We start from the raw sequence: 15,975 nt of genomic DNA on the forward strand, positions 1-15,975 counted from the left end.
AAAAGGACAGGTTATCCCTTTTTTGATATGATAAAAAGGGAAGCAGTCCGATCTGTGCAGTTGGGGGTATTAACTATGTTTAAAAAACTTTTTGGGAAAAATACAAATAAAGAACAGTCATTCGGTAGTGAAAATGTGGACTTAGTTAAGGGAGAGGATATCCCTACCCATATTGCAATTATTATGGACGGAAATGGACGTTGGGCGAAAAAGCGTTCAATGCCACGAGTTGCAGGGCATCATGAAGGAATGAAAAATGTTCGGAAAATTACACGTTGCGCTTGTGATTTGGGAGTAGAAGTATTGACGCTCTATGCGTTTTCAACGGAAAACTGGAAGCGTCCTAAATCAGAAGTAGAATTTTTAATGCGTTTACCAGAGCAATTTTTAAATTCCTTTTTACCGGAGCTGATGGAGCGAAATATTAAAGTAGAAATGATTGGTGTGATCGATTCATTGCCAGACTATACACAATCTGCTTTAAAAAAGGCGATGGAAGCGACTGCAGGGAATACGGGATTAGTCCTAAACTTTGCGATGAATTACGGTGGGCGTGCTGAAATTGTAATGGCGATGCAACAGCTTCTGAAAGAAGTAGAAGCAGGAAAACTTACAATTGATGAATTAAATGAACAACATATTTCCCAGTATGTAATGACGGCTCATTTACCTGAACCCGATTTATTAATTCGCACGAGTGGGGAAGTGCGCATAAGTAACTTTATGCTATGGCAGCTTGCCTATACGGAATTCTGGTTCACTGATACGCATTGGCCTGATTTTGATGAAGCCTGTTTAAAAGAGGCAATCTCTGTGTATCAAAACCGTAACCGCCGTTATGGAGGGCTGAAAGGAGAAGGAACAAATTGAAACAACGCATCATTACCGGAGTAATTGCTGCAGCATTATTTATTCCATTCGTAATTTATGGAGGAACACCATTTGCGATTCTAATGAGTATCATCGCAGTCATTGGTTTCTATGAATTGCTGAAAATGAAAGGAATTTCAATTGCATCTGTTCCAGGTGTTATTGGTACACTTGCATTAGTAGTATTAGTTGTACCAAATGATTGGTCACTGAATATCGTTGAGTTTTTCCATTATGATTCAATATTGATGATTGTGTACGGAATCGCGACATTGTTGTTGATTTATATTGTACTTGTGAAAAATAAAATGACGTTTGATGAAATTGGTTTTATATTGCTAGGAGCATTTTATGTGGGACTTGGATTCCACTATTTTATCGAAACACGTTTTATCGGATTGGAATATGTCGTTTTTGTATTGTTAGTCGTATGGACAACAGATTCCGGTGCCTATTTTGTTGGACGTAAATTAGGGAAAAATAAATTATGGCCGGAAATTTCACCGAAGAAAACAGTGGAAGGGTTTATTGGCGGGATTGTTATTGCAGTTATTTTCGCAATTGCCATGCAGCTCATCTATCCCTTTGCTTCAAGCTGGCTGCAATTAATCGTTGTGACAATAATTGCATCGATTATTGGACAAATGGGTGATTTAGTCGAATCGGCTATTAAACGTCATTATGGTGTAAAAGATTCAGGCAATATTCTGCCAGGACACGGCGGCATATTGGACCGTTTTGACAGTTTATTATTTGTCGTACCATTATTGCATTTTTTACATTTCTTTTCCTAGGACATAGAAGGGACGTATCATTGTGAAAAAAATTAGTTTATTAGGTGCAACAGGTTCCATCGGATGGCAAACCTTTGATATTTTACTTGAGAATCCGAATGAATTTAAGCTTGTTGCATTTTCAGCCGGACAAAATATTGAAAAGTCCCGTGAAATTATAAAAAAACTTCAACCAGAATTAGTTTCAATGCAAACTGAGGAAGCTGCAGGCACTTTACAAAAAGAGTTCCCACATGTTTCCTTTACATATGGCGAAAAAGGATTGGTCGAAGTAGCGACACATCCGGATTCGACAGTGCTTGTCAATGCAGTATTAGGCAGCGTTGGACTGGAATCGACACTTGCTGCGATTCGTATGGGAAAAACGATTGCCATTGCTAACAAAGAAACACTTGTAACAGCAGGCCATCTTGTAATGGCTGAGGCAAAAAAATACAATGCCCCAATCTTACCGGTAGACAGTGAGCATTCAGCTGTATTCCAATCGATGAACGGTGAAAACAAAAAGCGTATCGAGCGCATCATTTTAACGGCATCTGGTGGTTCATTCCGTGATAGAACAAGGGATGAGCTAGTAGGAGTAACAGTAAAAGATGCTCTGAATCATCCGAACTGGTCTATGGGAGCCAAAATTACAATCGACTCAGCAACAATGATGAATAAAGGACTTGAAGTTATTGAGGCACATGTACTGTTTGATATGCCTTATGACAACATAGACGTATTGCTGCATCGTGAAAGCATCATTCACTCGATGGTTGAATATGAGGATACAAGTGTCATCGCACAGCTTGGAACACCGGATATGCGTGTACCGATCCAATATGCGCTTAGCTACCCGGACCGTTTACCACTTGCAAATGGCCAACGTTTAAATTTGGCCCAAATTGGACAACTTCATTTTAAGGAAGTGGATTTTGACCGTTTCCGCGCATTAAAGCTTGCTTATGATGCAGGACGTATGGGTGGGACAATCTTAACGGCAATGAATGCGGCAAACGAAGCAGCTGTTGCATTGTTTTTACAAGAAAAAATTACTTTTTTAGAAATTGAAGAATGTATTGAGCGTATTATGAATAGTCATAACAATATCGCTTTGCCAGATTTAGCAACTATTTTACATGTAGACAGTGAAACGAGAAAAACAGTCGCAAGCATGGTAAAATAGTGAAGTGTGAAAAACGGATGTGAAGAACGAAAAGGTGGACATCCCTTTTTGTACAAGCGGTGCCTTTTTTCAAAAGCTTTATTGCTAGAAAAGATTGAGCGAAATAATATTCGGCTCAGTTCCAATGAAGGTGGGAGATTATGCAAACAGTTATAGCCTTTATTTTAATTTTTGGCTCACTCGTTTTTTTCCATGAGCTAGGTCACTTCTTATTTGCAAAGAAAGCAGGCATTATGGTGCGTGAATTTGCGATTGGTATGGGACCGAAGATTTTTGGGATGACGAAAGGTGAAACAGTCTATACGCTACGATTATTACCGATTGGCGGTTATGTAAGAATGGCCGGCGAAGATACCGATACGGTAGAACTGCAGCCTGGTTACCGCGTAGCTTTAATAACGAACGAAGAAAATATTGTAGAAAAAATCATTCTCAACCAAAAAACACATTACCAGAACGTCATCTTTTTAGAAGTAGAGCGTGCGGATTTAGAACGCGAACTTTGGATTGAAGGTTATGATGAGGATGATCAGTTCATTCGCTACAATGTATCACGAACAGCAAGCATCGTTGAAAATGGTACAGAGCAGATGATTGCACCGCTTGATCGCCAGTTTAATTCAAAATCTGTTGGTGCTCGTGCAATGGCGATTTTCGCAGGTCCATTATTCAACTTTATTTTAGCTTTTTTCATCTTCCTGATTATCGGGCTTATTCAAGGGATCCCTTCCGATGAACCGATTATTGCCGAAGTTGTGGACAATTCTGTTGCGAGCAGTGCCGGTTTGGTCGATGGCGATAAAGTAGTCAAGGTGAACGGGCAGCCAATTTCTACTTGGACAGAATTATCAGAACAAATTGTCGACAATCCGAACAAAGCCGTAACATTCGAAGTGGAACGTACAACGGGAAATGAAGTGATTGAGCTGACACCAAATGCTGTGGAGCAGGAAGGTGGTCCACCTTATGGACAGATTGGTGTTATGCGTTCCATTGAAAAAAATCCGCTGCAAGCCGTAGTGTATGGTGTGGAAGAAACGTATAACATGATCATTACGATCGGAACACTTGTCGGCAAGCTGATTACCGGCCAATTCTCGATTGATGCACTATCAGGACCGGTAGGAATTTATAAAACAACTGAAACGGTTGTAACTTTCGGTTTTTATAATATTCTATACTTTGCGGCAATGCTGAGCGTCAACTTAGGGATTATGAACTTGTTACCATTACCAGCACTTGATGGTGGCCGTTTACTGTTCTTCGCTGTGGAAGCAGTAAGAGGAAAACCGATCGACCGTCAAAAAGAAGGTATGGTTCACTTCGTCGGAATACTCCTCCTGATGATCCTAATGGTCGTCGTAACATGGAACGATATCCAGCGATTCTTCTTCTAAAACAAAATACGTTTTAAAATGGCAGCTTTGAGCGTTTTGTATGAATAATACTAGCGTTCAAAGCTAAATTTGATTAGTATTATAGAAGTAGCAATTTAAATAAAAAAGGTGGCACTATTTATGAAACAGACCAAAACGTTTATCCCTACTTTAAGGGAAAATCCATCCGATGCAGATGTGAAATCGCATCGTATGCTTATGCGTGCCGGATTTATCCGTCAAAATGCAGCAGGAGTATATTCATACTTACCATTAGCGCGCAAAGTATTATCAAAAATCGAACAGATCATCCGTGAGGAAATGGAAGCAATCAATTCGATCGAGCTATTAATGCCTGCATTGCAACCAGCAGAGCTGTGGCAGGAATCAGGTCGCTGGGAAGCATACGGTCCAGAGCTTATGCGTTTGAAAGACCGTCATGACCGTGACTTCGCTCTGGGTGCTACTCATGAAGAAGTGATTACAACTTTAGTGCGTGATGAAATTAAATCATACAAAAAGTTACCGTTAACACTTTATCAAATCCAAAGTAAATTCCGTGATGAAAAACGTCCACGCTTCGGCTTACTGCGCGGCCGCGAATTCATTATGAAAGATGCTTATTCTTTCCACTCATCACGTGAGTCACTTGATGCAACATACGATGATATGTACCAAGCATATTCAAATATCTTCACGCGTCTTGGCCTGAACTTCCGTGCAGTAATTGCGGATGCAGGTACAATTGGCGGTAAAGGTACACACGAATTCATGGTACTTTCTGAAATCGGGGAAGATACAATCGCTTATTCGGATACATCGGATTATGCGGCAAACATCGAAATGGCAGAGGTTGTTGTAGAATATACAGCACCGACAACACCGATGAAAGACATCGAAAAGATTGAAACACCAGATCAAAAAACAATTGAAGAAGTATCGGCATTTTTAAATGTGGAACCTTCAAATGTGATCAAATCACTAGTTTTTGATATTGATGGCGAGTTGGTTGTTGTTTTAGCGCGCGGTGACCACGAAATTAACGATATTAAATTAAAAAATGCATTAGGTGCTACATCTGTTGAATTGGCAGAAGACGCAGCTATTAAAGAATTACTTGGCTGTACACCAGGTTCAATCGGTCCTGTGAAATTGCCGGTGAATGTAAAAGTTATTGCGGATAACGCAATCAAATCAATCCGTAACGGTGTTGCAGGTGCAAACGAAGATGGATTCCACTTATTAAATGTTAATCCGGAGCGCGACTTCGCGATCAGCTCTTATGAAGACATCCGTTTCATCCAACAAGGTGACCCATCTCCGGACGGTCAAGGTATCATTAAGTTTGCTGAAGGTATTGAAGTTGGACATATTTTCAAATTAGGTACAACTTATTCAGAAAAACTAAATGCAACATTCCTTGATGAGCAAGGTAAAGCACAACCATATATTATGGGATGCTATGGTATCGGGGTTTCTCGTATACTTGCTGCTGTGGCAGAACATTTCCAAGATGAAAACGGATTTGTATGGCCAGCACAATTGGCGCCATATGACTTGCAGCTAGTACCGGTCAATGCAAAAGACGAAGCACAAGTACAATTGGCGGACGAGCTTTATGGTGTACTGAAATCATACCGCTATGAAGTGTTATATGATGACCGTCCAGAACGTGCGGGCGTAAAATTTGCGGATGCAGATTTAATCGGATTACCTGTTCGTATTACAGTAGGTAAAAAAGCTTCAGAAGGTCTTGTGGAAGTGAAATTCCGTTCAACAGGCGAATCTGCAGAATGGGCGAAGGAAGAAGTAGTCGATCGCTTAAACGAATATTTCCGCCAAAACTAGTAACGATTAAGATAGAGAGAACGGGAAAGTACAATTTTTTGTGTACTTTCTTTTCTTTTTCATTGGAAGTGAAGGGCCTTTTTTATAGGTTGTGTTGATCTGGATGAATAACGGTATTAATTCCACTTATCTTAAAGAAAGTGGAGCATTTTTCCGTGCCCGACGAACTCCTTCGTCTCACAATGAAAACAGAATGATGAAAGGGTGAAACAATTGTCAAAACAGGAAGGAAGACAAAAATTCCTACTATTGTTACAGCAGCTTGAATTGACTGATGATGTCTATATGTCCTTTTTTGAAAATGGAACACTCGAACGTGTAACGGTTCATAAAAAGAAACGTATTTGGGACTTTAAAATAAAAATTGAAAATATATTGCCTTACCAAGTGTATCAATTACTGAGAATGCGGATGGTCGAGAAGTTTGCTCCCATAGCCAACGTGTTATTGACAATCGAATCCCATAATCCGGTAGTTAATGAACAGCATATTTTGGATTATTGGCAAGTAGTAATTGAACAATTAGATGAGATGTCGCCACTATTGCGCGCCAATTTATCGAAGCAAACACCAAAATGGACAGGTCATAAACTTGTCGTGACATCGATGCTCGAAGTAGAGTACTTATCATTAAAAGCGAAGTATACGGATAAAATTGCCGAGTCTTATAAAACATTCGGATTCCCTCATATCCCGCTTGAGTTTCAGCTTGTAGAGGAAAATGATGAATTTATCGCACAGCAAGAAGCGTTTTACGAACAGCGCAGGGAAGAGGAGGAGCGTCTGTCCAAACAGGCGATGACCGATTTTGCAACGCGTGAAAAAGAGAAGGCAGCCAATCCTGGTGCTGTTTCCAATGGAGATACACCGTTCCAGATTGGTGCACTCATTAAAAATCCGGATCCGGTCGAAATTCGTACAGTACTGGAAGAGGAACGCTCGATTGTACTGGAAGGGTTTATTTTTGCATGTGATATTAAAGAACTTCGAAGCGGTCGTTCTTTGCTTGAATTTAAAATTTCCGACTACACCGACTCACTAATGGTCAAAATGTTCTCAAACGGTGAAGAGGATGTCGTAAAGATGAAGCAGATGAGCAAAGGGATGTGGGTGCGTGTACGCGGATCTATTCAGCTTGATACATTTGCCCGCGATTTAGTCATGATGGTAAAAGACATCAATGAAATCAAGCGTGAACCTAAAAAAGACCATGCTCCGGAAGGCGAAAAGCGTGTTGAGCTTCACCTGCATACACCGATGAGTCAAATGGATGCGATGACATCTGTCGATAAACTAGTCGCACAAGCAGCCAAATGGGGACATCCTGCTATTGCGGTAACCGACCATGCTGTTGTTCAGGCATTCCCAGAGGCTTATGCTGCCGGTAAGAAAAACGGCATTAAAGTCATTTACGGCGTAGAAGCAAACTTAGTTGATGATGGAAAACCAATTGTTTACGATCCGATAGATGTCGATCTTGAAGATGCTACTTACGTCGTATTTGACGTAGAGACGACCGGCTTTTCGAACGTGTATGACACGATTATCGAGCTGGCGGCCGTCAAAATAAAGAATGGTCAGGTTATTGATACATTTGAACGATTCTCAAACCCGCACCGTAAACTGACGGCAAAAATTATCGAGCTGACACATATTACCGATGATATGCTCGTCAATGCACCAGAGCTGAGTGATGTCATTCGTGAATTCCATGACTTTATCGGCGATGGGGTTGTTGTCGCGCATAATGCAGCGTTCGACTTAGGTTTCTTATATGTTGCATACAAAAATGCAGGCATAGAAGTTCGCCACCCGGGAATCGATACGGTCGAGCTTTCCCGTCTTGTAAATCCAGGGCAAAAATCGCATAACTTAAAAACATTAACGAAAAAATACAATATCGAACTAACCCAGCATCACCGGGCAATTTATGATACCGAGGCAACAGGCGAGCTATTCCTGCATTTATTGAAACAGGCTGCCGATTTAGGCATTAAAAACCTGATTGAAATGAATGACCATGTCGGCGGTGCAGAAGGATATAAACAGTCACGACCAAGTCACTGTACAATTTTGGCGGTAGATGATGCCGGACTGAAAAATCTGTTTAAGTTAATTTCAATTTCGCATACGGAAACATTTTACCGTGTACCACGTATTCGTCGATCTGATTTGCAAAAACTGCGACAAGGTTTAATCGTTGGCTCAGGCTGCTCGAATGGTGAGCTATTTGAAACAATGATGAATAAAACGCAGGAAGAAGCCGAGCGTATCGCAAAATTCTATGATTATTTGGAAGTAATGCCGAAACCCGTCTATTCTCCATTAGTGGATGGCGGTACAGTCCATGATGAATGGGCATTGGAAGACATTATCCGCCGTATCGTCAAGCTTGGCAAAAAGCTGAACTTACCGGTTGTAGCAACGGGAAATGTTCATTATCTGCATGAAACCGATGCGAAGTTCCGTCAAATCCTCGTTGGATCAATGGGTGGGGCAAACCCGTTAAACCGGAATCCTTTACCGAAAGTCCATTTCCGTACAACGGATGAAATGCTGAAGGAATTCGATTTTTTAGGACCGGATTTGGCAAAGGAAATCGTTGTGACAAATACGCAGCTTGTCGCCGATATGATCGGCGATGTAAAACCGATCAAGGACGATTTATATACGCCGAAGATTGAAGGCTCGGATGATGAGGTAACGAATCTGACATATGAAATGGCACATAGCATTTACGGCGAAAATTTGCCGGAAATTGTTCAGGCGCGTATTGATAAGGAACTAAAGTCCATTTTAGGGCACGGGTTCGGAGTAATTTACCTGATTTCCGCAAAGCTCGTTAAAAAATCGCTCGCTGACGGTTACTTAGTAGGTTCGCGTGGTTCTGTAGGATCATCCCTCGTCGCGACATTTATGGAAATTACAGAAGTAAACCCGCTGCCGCCGCATTATGTTTGTCCGAAGTGCAAGCATTCTGAGTTTATCGCGGATGGTTCGGTTGCATCTGGCTATGACTTGCCGAACAAACAATGTCCGGAATGTGGTGCCCCGTTCAAAAAAGACGGCCAGGATATTCCGTTCGAAACATTCCTGGGATTCAAAGGTGACAAGGTACCTGATATTGACTTGAACTTCTCCGGTGAATATCAGCCACAGGCACATAACTACACGAAAGTGCTGTTCGGTGAGGATTATGTATTCCGCGCCGGAACAATTGGTACGGTTGCTGAAAAGACGGCATATGGTTATGTGAAAGGGTACGGAAGCGACAATGGCATCAATTACCGAAATGCGGAAGTTGACCGTCTTGTGCAAGGATGTACAGGAGTAAAACGTACAACCGGACAACACCCGGGGGGAATTATCGTAGTACCGGATTATATGGATATTTACGACTTCTCGCCAGTACAGTTCCCGGCGGATGCCCAGGATTCGGAATGGAAAACAACCCATTTTGACTTCCACTCGATTCACGATAATATTTTAAAGCTCGATATACTTGGGCACGATGATCCGACTGTAATCCGTATGCTTCAGGATTTATCGGGAATCGATCCGAAAACAATCCCGACAGACGATCCGATTGTTATGAAGATTTTCAGTTCGACGGAATCGCTCGGTGTAACGGAAAAGCAAATTGGCACGAAAACAGGTACGCTCGGTATACCGGAGTTCGGGACAAAATTCGTACGCCAAATGCTTGAAGAAACAAAACCGTCGACATTCAGTGAACTTGTTCAGATTTCAGGACTATCACATGGTACAGACGTATGGCTTGGAAATGCTCAGGAACTGATTAAAGACGGCACTTGTGTATTAAAAGAAGTAATCGGCTGTCGTGACGATATTATGGTTTATTTAATTTATCAGGATTTGGAACCGTCGTTTGCCTTTAAAATTATGGAATCCGTTCGTAAAGGTAAAGGCTTAACAGATGATATGGAAGCGGAAATGCGTGCGAAGAAAGTGCCGGAATGGTATATCGATTCTTGTAAAAAGATTAAGTACATGTTCCCGAAAGCCCACGCCGCAGCCTATGTATTAATGGCTGTACGTATCGCATGGTTCAAGGTCCATCATCCGATTCTTTACTATGCAGCGTACTTCACTGTACGTGCGTCGGACTTTGATTTAATTGCGATGACACAAGGTTCTGTCATGATCCGTAAAAAAATCGATGAGATTAACATGAAGGGGCTCGATGCAGCGCCAAAAGAGAAAAGTTTACTGACAGTTATGGAACTGGCACTTGAAATGTGTGAACGCGGGATGAGCTTCAAAAAGGTTGATTTATACCGTTCACAGGCGAGTGAGTTCATCATCGAAGGAAACTCATTGATTCCGCCATTTGATGCCATTCCAGGTCTAGGTACAAACGTAGCGAAACAAATTGTTGAAGCACGTAAAAACGGTGAGTTCTTATCGAAGGAAGATTTGCAGCAGCGCGGCCGTGTATCGAAGACATTAATCGAGTATATGGACGAGCTTGGATGTCTGGAAGGAATGCCGGATGCCAACCAGCTGTCATTATTCTAAAATTCAGATTGGCTAAGAGAGAGGATTATGTGTTTATGGATGCATATTCTCTTAATTGTTGTTAATTCTATCTGTTAATAGGCAAAATTTGCATTAGGATAGCCTTTGTGCTATGCTAAATGTAATAATTTGTTGATAGTTCACCAGCAAAAGAGTGGGGTTTCCCGCTCTTTTCTGTTGTTTACACAACTATTTAATTCCGATGAGCAAGTGTTCTGATCATTTGTTCAATGGTATTGAACTGTGGCGAATATCGCAAATTTTAAAATGAAAAAAATGAAGTCCGTCTAAAACGTCGTTTCTAACGGCAATTGACTGGCTGACCCACGTCCTGTGGGCCTCAAAAGAAATTTGGACGCAATTGCATGCAGATGTAAATGTCTCCATTTTTTTCAATGAAAACTCGTCTTTTGTTTAACCAATACTATGAAGATTTAAAACAAACAAAGACGTTAGGGAGGATACGATGAGCAAAGTTACGTCGATCATTGAAGAGCTAGTGACACCGATCGTGGAAGAGCTTGATTTGGAATTAGTTGATATCGAGTTCGTGAAAGAAGGACGCGACTGGTTCCTTCGTATTTATGTTGACACACCAGAAGGCGGCATTGATATTTTACAATGTGCACAAGTGAGTGAACGTTTAAGCGAGAAGTTGGATGAAAATGATCCAATCGAGCAAAACTATTACTTAGAGGTTTCTTCACCAGGAGCGGAACGTCCGTTAAAGAAACAACAGGACTTTGAAAAAGCAATCGGCAAATATATTTATGTGAAAACTTATGAACCAGTTAAGGATTTAAAAGAATTCTATGGTTATTTACGCGCATATACAGATGAATTTCTAGAAATCGAATTCCGTATTAAAACACGTAAAGTTACAGTACAAATTGAAAAAGAAAAAATTGCGCAAGCGCGTCTTGCTATCGATTTTTCAGATAAGCAAATTTAGGAGTGAAAACAAAAATGAGTAGTGAATTACTAGATGCCCTAACTGCCCTTGAAGAGCAGAAAGGTATTTCAAGAGATGTATTAATTGAGGCGATCGAGGCGGCTTTAGTAACGGCGTACAAACGTAACTTCAACCAAGCGCAGAACGTTCGTGTGGATCTTAACCTGCAAACGGGTTCAATGGTTGTTTATTCTCGTAAAGACGTAGTAGAAGAAGTAGAAGACGATCGTCTGGAAATCGCGTTGGAAGACGCGAAGTTCATTAATGCAGCTTATGAAATTGGTGACGTCGTTGAAGAAGAAGTAACACCACGTAACTTCGGACGTATCGCGGCACAGACGGCTAAGCAAGTTGTGACTCAACGTGTTCGCGAGGCAGAGCGCGGCTTAATTTATGAAGAGTATGTAGACCGTGAAGATGACATCGTAACGGGTGTAATCGAGCGTCAAGATGCACGTAATATTTATGTGTCAATCGGTAAAGTGGAAGCGGCATTACCTGTTAATGAACAAATTCAAGGTGAAGTTTATAAGCCAACATCACGCATCCGTGTTTACATTACAAAAGTTGAGCGTACAACACGTGGTCCACAAGTAATCGTATCTCGTACACATCCTGGATTATTGCGCCGTCTGTTTGAAATGGAAGTTCCTGAAATTTATGATGGTACTGTTGAAATCAAATCAATCGCGCGTGAAGCGGGAGACCGTTCAAAAATCTCTGTATATGCACATAATGAAGAAGTAGATCCTGTAGGTTCATGTGTTGGAGCTAAAGGTGCACGTGTGCAGACAATTGTAAACGAATTAAACGGTGAGAAAATCGATATCGTAGAATGGTCAGAAGATCCGGTTGTATTCGTTGCAAATGCACTAAGCCCTTCAAAAGTTCTGGACGTTCAAGTGAATGAAGAAGAAAAATCAACAACAGTTGTCGTACCGGACTACCAATTATCACTAGCGATTGGTAAGCGCGGACAAAATGCTCGTTTAGCAGCAAAATTAACGGGCTGGAAAATCGACATCAAGAGTGAGACAGATGCACGCGAATTGGGAATTTATCCTTCTGAAACGAGCACATTCGTTCCACGTGAAGATGCAGAAGAAGTACAATTTGATCTATATGGTGATGACGAAGAATAAGCCATCATTTGGAATGATTTTGCAAGGAGGGTAAGCAATATGGTCGTTAATAAAAAAATTCCTTTACGCAAATGTGTTGCAACAGGCGAGATGCTTCCGAAAAAATCAATGATTCGCGTCGTTCGTTCAAAAGAGGGCGAAGTGACTGTTGATATTACAGGAAAAAAATCCGGTCGTGGAGCATATGTTTCTAAAACGGAAGATGCTGTTGAAATGGCGCGTAAAAAGAATATTTTAGATCGCCAGCTTGATGCAAAAGTGCCGGATGAGGTGTATGAGGAGTTGCTAACGCTAATACGCCGGGAGTCGATTTTATGACAAACCCTGCATTGCTACAGTTATTAGGTTTAGCAGCACGTGCACGAAAAACAATATCCGGGGAAGAGCTTGTCGTAAAAGAAATTCGCAACGGCAATGCAAAACTTGTCTTTTTAGCTTCGGATGCTTCGGCAAATACGAGCAAAAAGATTCAGGATAAATGTACGTTTTATAATGTTGAGTATTATGTTTTCGGAGATCGATATGATCTTGGACATGCTACCGGGAAGGAAGCCCGTGTAGCGATTGCTATTACAGATAGCGGATTTGCTAAAAAAATGTCTAGTCTACTCAACGAAAATTAATCGGGGGTGAGCAGATGAGCAAAGTAAGAGTTCATGAATATGCGAAAAAGGTAAATAAAACAAGTAAGGAAGTTATTGAGGTGCTTGCAAAACATAATCTGCCGGTGAAAAATCATATGGCGGTTATCGATGAGCAGGCGGTCTCAAAACTAAATTCTGTCTTTAAGCAAGCAGTGGAACCAACGAAAGATTCTCCTGCAAAGACACCTGCCAAAGCTGTAAATGTAACACCAAAACGCGGTGAACAAGGGCAGAACAAAGTGCAGCAAGGTCAAAAGCAGGATCGTCCACAATCTGCTTCAAATAACCAGCAACCGAACAAAGCTTCAAACGCCCAAGGGCAACCAAAATCGCAACAAGGCGAAAATATAAGAAATGAAAAAGGTAACCAAAATCGAAATATGACACAAAATAACAATAATAACCGCAAAAGCGGCACAACACAAAACACTAGTAATAATAAAGGCGGTAACACGCCAAACAGAGGCGGAAATACGCCAAACAAGGGTGGCAACACTCAAAACAAAGGCGGCTATCAACAACGTAGAAAACCAGGTATCAATGGTGGTAAACGTCGTACGCATCGCCCTGCACCACAACCAATGGTGCAAAAGGAATTACCGGAAAAAATTACTTTCTATGAAAGTTTATCAGTTGCAGAACTTGCAAAAAAATTACACCGTGAGCCATCGGAAATTATTAAAAAATTATTCATGCTTGGCGTAATGGCAACAATTAACCAAGAGCTTGATAAGGATGCAATTGAGCTAATCTGTGCAGACTACGGGGTAGAAGTAGAAGAAGAAATCCGTATCGACAAAACAGATTTAGATACGTACTTCGATGATTCAATCGTGGAAGTTGACGAGAATGCATTAGAAGAGCGCCCACCAGTTGTAACAATTATGGGACACGTTGACCACGGTAAAACATCATTGCTTGACTCAATCCGTAAAACGAAAGTTACAGCGGGTGAAGCAGGCGGTATTACTCAGCATATCGGTGCATACCAAGTAGAAGTTAACGGGAAGAAAATTTCATTCCTTGATACTCCTGGACACGCGGCATTCACAACAATGCGTGCGCGCGGTGCATCAATTACAGATATCGCAATTATCGTAGTAGCAGCAGATGACGGTGTAATGCCTCAAACAGTTGAAGCAATCAACCACGCAAAAGCTGCAGAAGTACCAATTATCGTAGCAATCAACAAAATGGATAAACCATCTGCCAATCCTGACCGTGTACAACAAGAATTAACTGAACACGGATTAGTTCCTGAAGCATGGGGTGGAGATACAATCTTCGTACCAATTTCAGCACTAAAAGGTGAAGGTATTGACCAGCTACTGGAAATGATTTTATTAGTTTCTGAAGTAGGAGAATTAAAAGCGAATCCGACTCGTTCAGCAATCGGTACAGTAATTGAAGCACAGCTTGATAAAGGCCGTGGTGCAGTTGCAACACTTTTAGTTCAAGATGGTACATTACGCGTTGGTGATCCAATCGTAGTCGGTCATGCATATGGTCGTGTACGTGCAATGGTAAACGATCTTGGCCGTCGTATTAAAACAGCTGGCCCTTCTATGCCGATTGAAATTACAGGCTTAAACGAAGTACCACAAGCGGGCGACCGTTTCGTAGTATTCGCAGACGAAAAAACAGCTCGTCAAGTTGGTGAGTCTCGTTCAATGACAGCTATCCAAGCGTCACGTTCAGAAAAACAACGTGTTACACTTGATAACTTATTCGAACAAATGAGCCAAGGCGAAATGAAAGAGCTAAACTTAATCGTAAAAGCAGACGTACAAGGTACAGTGGAAGCAATGGCTTCTTCATTAATGAAAATTGATGTTGAAGGCGTTAACGTTAAAATCATCCACACTGGTGCGGGTGCGATTACAGAATCGGATATCTCACTTGCTGCTGCATCAAATGCAATCGTTATCGGATTCAATGTTCGTCCTGATACAAATGCAAAACGTGCTGCTGATGAAGAAGGCGTAGATATTCGTCTACACCGTATCATCTATAAAGTAATCGAAGAAATCGAACACGCGATGAAAGGGATGCTTGATCCAGAGTTCGAAGAGAAAATCGTTGGTCAAGCGGAAGTTCGTCAAACAATTAAAGTATCTAAAGTGGGTACAATCGCAGGTTCATACGTTATCGAAGGTAAAATCGTTCGCGATGCCGGTGTACGTGTTATCCGCGAAAACGTTGTTGTGTTCGAAGGTGAACTTGATTCACTAAAACGCTTCAAAGATGATGCAAAAGAAGTTGCCAAAGGATATGAGTGTGGTATTACGATTAAAAACTACAACGACATTAAAGAAGGCGACATTATCGAAGCCTTCGTAATGGAAGAAATCGTTCGTAAATAATGATTGTATACGCAGAAGTTGAATTCATGATTCAGACTGCCCACTCATTAAAAGAAAAGCGCGCCGTCCTTCAGCGGATGGTGACGCGCACGAAACAAAAATTCAACGTTTCCGTTGCAGAAATCGATCATCAGGATGTATGGCAGCGTACAAAGCTTGCGCTTGTCGCAGTTGCTTCTTCCAAAGAAGCGGCTGAACGCGAGCTAATGCGGGCTATCCATTATCTGCAGTCAAATCCGCAATGGGAACAGCTGGATTTCTATCGTGAATATTTATAAA

At 41.4% G+C, this 15,975-nt stretch carries 12 protein-coding genes; all 12 read left to right on the top strand.

Annotated elements, in window-relative coordinates; genetic code table 11:
• Positions 1-75: 75 nt before the first annotated feature.
• Positions 76-870 carry an undecaprenyl pyrophosphate synthase gene (locus tag ABS917_RS01125; RefSeq protein ID WP_350477285.1) on the top strand — a complete coding sequence of 265 codons (795 nt, stop codon included), beginning with the start codon at positions 76-78 and terminating at the stop codon, positions 868-870.
• Complete coding sequence (locus tag ABS917_RS01130; RefSeq protein ID WP_350477286.1) at positions 867-1,664, top strand: phosphatidate cytidylyltransferase; 798 nt, start codon at positions 867-869, stop codon at positions 1,662-1,664. The genes ABS917_RS01125 and ABS917_RS01130 overlap by 4 nt, the downstream gene beginning before the upstream one ends.
• A gap of 22 nt (positions 1,665-1,686) precedes the next feature.
• On the top strand, positions 1,687-2,832 hold the full coding sequence (gene dxr / locus ABS917_RS01135) for a 1-deoxy-D-xylulose-5-phosphate reductoisomerase (protein ID WP_350477287.1): 1,146 nt from the start codon (positions 1,687-1,689) through the stop codon (positions 2,830-2,832).
• A gap of 140 nt (positions 2,833-2,972) precedes the next feature.
• Positions 2,973-4,229: an RIP metalloprotease RseP gene (gene rseP / locus ABS917_RS01140; RefSeq protein ID WP_350477288.1), complete on the top strand. Its 1,257-nt coding sequence runs from the start codon at positions 2,973-2,975 to the stop codon at positions 4,227-4,229.
• Between the two features lie 120 nt (positions 4,230-4,349).
• A complete protein-coding gene (locus ABS917_RS01145) occupies positions 4,350-6,056 on the top strand; it encodes a proline--tRNA ligase (RefSeq protein ID WP_350477289.1) in 1,707 nt (568 codons plus the stop codon).
• 213 nt (positions 6,057-6,269) lie between these two features.
• A complete protein-coding gene (locus ABS917_RS01150; RefSeq protein WP_350477290.1) occupies positions 6,270-10,595 on the top strand; it encodes a PolC-type DNA polymerase III in 4,326 nt (1,441 codons plus the stop codon).
• A 466-nt stretch (positions 10,596-11,061) separates the two neighbouring features.
• Positions 11,062-11,547 carry a ribosome maturation factor RimP gene (gene rimP / locus ABS917_RS01155; protein ID WP_079525284.1) on the top strand — a complete coding sequence of 162 codons (486 nt, stop codon included), beginning with the start codon at positions 11,062-11,064 and terminating at the stop codon, positions 11,545-11,547.
• Positions 11,548-11,561: 14 nt separating this feature from the next.
• Positions 11,562-12,689: a transcription termination factor NusA gene (gene nusA / locus ABS917_RS01160; protein WP_350477291.1), complete on the top strand. Its 1,128-nt coding sequence runs from the start codon at positions 11,562-11,564 to the stop codon at positions 12,687-12,689.
• A 39-nt stretch (positions 12,690-12,728) separates the two neighbouring features.
• Positions 12,729-13,007: an RNase P modulator RnpM gene (rnpM, locus tag ABS917_RS01165; RefSeq protein WP_008403237.1), complete on the top strand. Its 279-nt coding sequence runs from the start codon at positions 12,729-12,731 to the stop codon at positions 13,005-13,007.
• Positions 13,004-13,312 (top strand): YlxQ family RNA-binding protein, encoded by a 309-nt coding sequence (locus ABS917_RS01170; RefSeq protein ID WP_079525290.1) that lies wholly within the window; start codon positions 13,004-13,006, stop codon positions 13,310-13,312. The genes rnpM and ABS917_RS01170 overlap by 4 nt, the downstream gene beginning before the upstream one ends.
• A 14-nt stretch (positions 13,313-13,326) precedes the next feature.
• Positions 13,327-15,696: a translation initiation factor IF-2 gene (gene infB / locus ABS917_RS01175; RefSeq protein ID WP_350477292.1), complete on the top strand. Its 2,370-nt coding sequence runs from the start codon at positions 13,327-13,329 to the stop codon at positions 15,694-15,696.
• Positions 15,696-15,974, top strand: a complete 279-nt coding sequence (locus ABS917_RS01180) for a DUF503 domain-containing protein (RefSeq protein ID WP_008403234.1) — start codon at positions 15,696-15,698, stop codon at positions 15,972-15,974. The genes infB and ABS917_RS01180 overlap by 1 nt, the downstream gene beginning before the upstream one ends.
• The last annotated feature ends 1 nt before the right edge of the window (position 15,975 follow it).

This window comes from Solibacillus sp., from assembly GCF_040273735.1.
Lineage (GTDB): Bacteria > Bacillota > Bacilli > Bacillales_A > Planococcaceae > Solibacillus.

Coding starts and splice junctions, on each gene's coding strand:
- ABS917_RS01125 (WP_350477285.1), top strand. CDS start 76: ATGTTTAAAAAACTTTTTGGGAAAAATACAAATAAAGAACAGTCATTC.
- rseP (WP_350477288.1), top strand. CDS start 2,973: ATGCAAACAGTTATAGCCTTTATTTTAATTTTTGGCTCACTCGTTTTT.
- ABS917_RS01145 (WP_350477289.1), top strand. CDS start 4,350: ATGAAACAGACCAAAACGTTTATCCCTACTTTAAGGGAAAATCCATCC.
- rimP (WP_079525284.1), top strand. CDS start 11,062: ATGAGCAAAGTTACGTCGATCATTGAAGAGCTAGTGACACCGATCGTG.
- nusA (WP_350477291.1), top strand. CDS start 11,562: ATGAGTAGTGAATTACTAGATGCCCTAACTGCCCTTGAAGAGCAGAAA.
- rnpM (WP_008403237.1), top strand. CDS start 12,729: ATGGTCGTTAATAAAAAAATTCCTTTACGCAAATGTGTTGCAACAGGC.
- ABS917_RS01170 (WP_079525290.1), top strand. CDS start 13,004: ATGACAAACCCTGCATTGCTACAGTTATTAGGTTTAGCAGCACGTGCA.
- infB (WP_350477292.1), top strand. CDS start 13,327: ATGAGCAAAGTAAGAGTTCATGAATATGCGAAAAAGGTAAATAAAACA.
- ABS917_RS01180 (WP_008403234.1), top strand. CDS start 15,696: ATGATTGTATACGCAGAAGTTGAATTCATGATTCAGACTGCCCACTCA.